The organism is Gordonia heveisoli, from assembly GCF_030315745.1.
Lineage (GTDB): Bacteria > Actinomycetota > Actinomycetes > Mycobacteriales > Mycobacteriaceae > Gordonia.
This window is the reverse complement of record NZ_JASXSH010000053.1, coordinates 1-941: the sequence shown is the minus strand read 5'-3', so window position 1 is coordinate 941 and position 941 is coordinate 1. Positions and strand designations below refer to the sequence as shown.

1 protein-coding gene is annotated in these 941 nt (G+C 64.0%); it reads right to left on the bottom strand.

The genetic code is table 11. The features are described 5' to 3' along the window. The coding region (locus QSJ18_RS20105; RefSeq protein WP_286328427.1) for an AMP-binding protein at positions 1-933 on the bottom strand (933 nt) is incomplete at its 3' end. Between the last annotated feature and the right edge of the window lie 8 nt (positions 934-941).

The window sequence follows — 941 nt, the reverse complement described above, 5'->3', positions numbered from 1 at the left end:
CACCGGCACCCCGATGGGCACCGACGTCTCCCCCACACACACCCGATGCGCAGTCACATCCACCGCCGCCTCGGTCGGCCCATACAAATTATGCAGACCCAACTCCGGCAACCACCCCAACACCGACTGCGCCACCGACGCCGTCAACGCCTCACCCGAGGTGAACATCAACCGCAACCCCGACAACCCACCAACCCGATCACCCAACACATCGACAAACGCCGCCAACATCGACGGCACAAAATGCACCACCGATACCCGCTCACCGACCATCACCTCAGCCAAATACCCCGGATCACCATGCCGATCCGGCTCCGCAACCACCAACGACGCCCCCACCGTCAACGGCAAGAACAACTCCCACACCGAAACATCGAAAGTGACCGGCGTCTTCTGCAAGAAGACATCACTCTCCTTCACCGAATACCACTCCCGCATCCACTCCAGACGATTCACAATCGCCCGATGCGACACCGTCACACCCTTCGGCCTACCCGTCGACCCCGACGTGAACAACGTGTACGCAGCATCATCCGGACGGACCACCACCGGCGCGGAATCGTCGTCGGCTGCGACGGTGAGGGATTCGACCGGCGTCTCGGCATCGACCTGCAGCACCGTCAGCGGACGATCAAGGCCGTCGAAGACCTCTGCGGCCGTGTCATGGGCGTCGACGACCGCATGGCCGGCCCCGACCACCTCGGCCATGTAGCGGACCCGATCTATCGGGGTGTCGAGATCGACCGGCACATAGTGACCACCGGCCATCACCACCGCATGCACCGCCACCAGCAACTCCACCGAACGCGGAATCGCCACCAACACCGCAACATCCGGACCCACCCCGGCCGCCCGCAACCGCCGCGCCAGCTCGTTCACCCGAATACCGAACTCCGCGTAGCTGACCCGACGCGCACCGAAGATCAGCGCCACCGAATCCG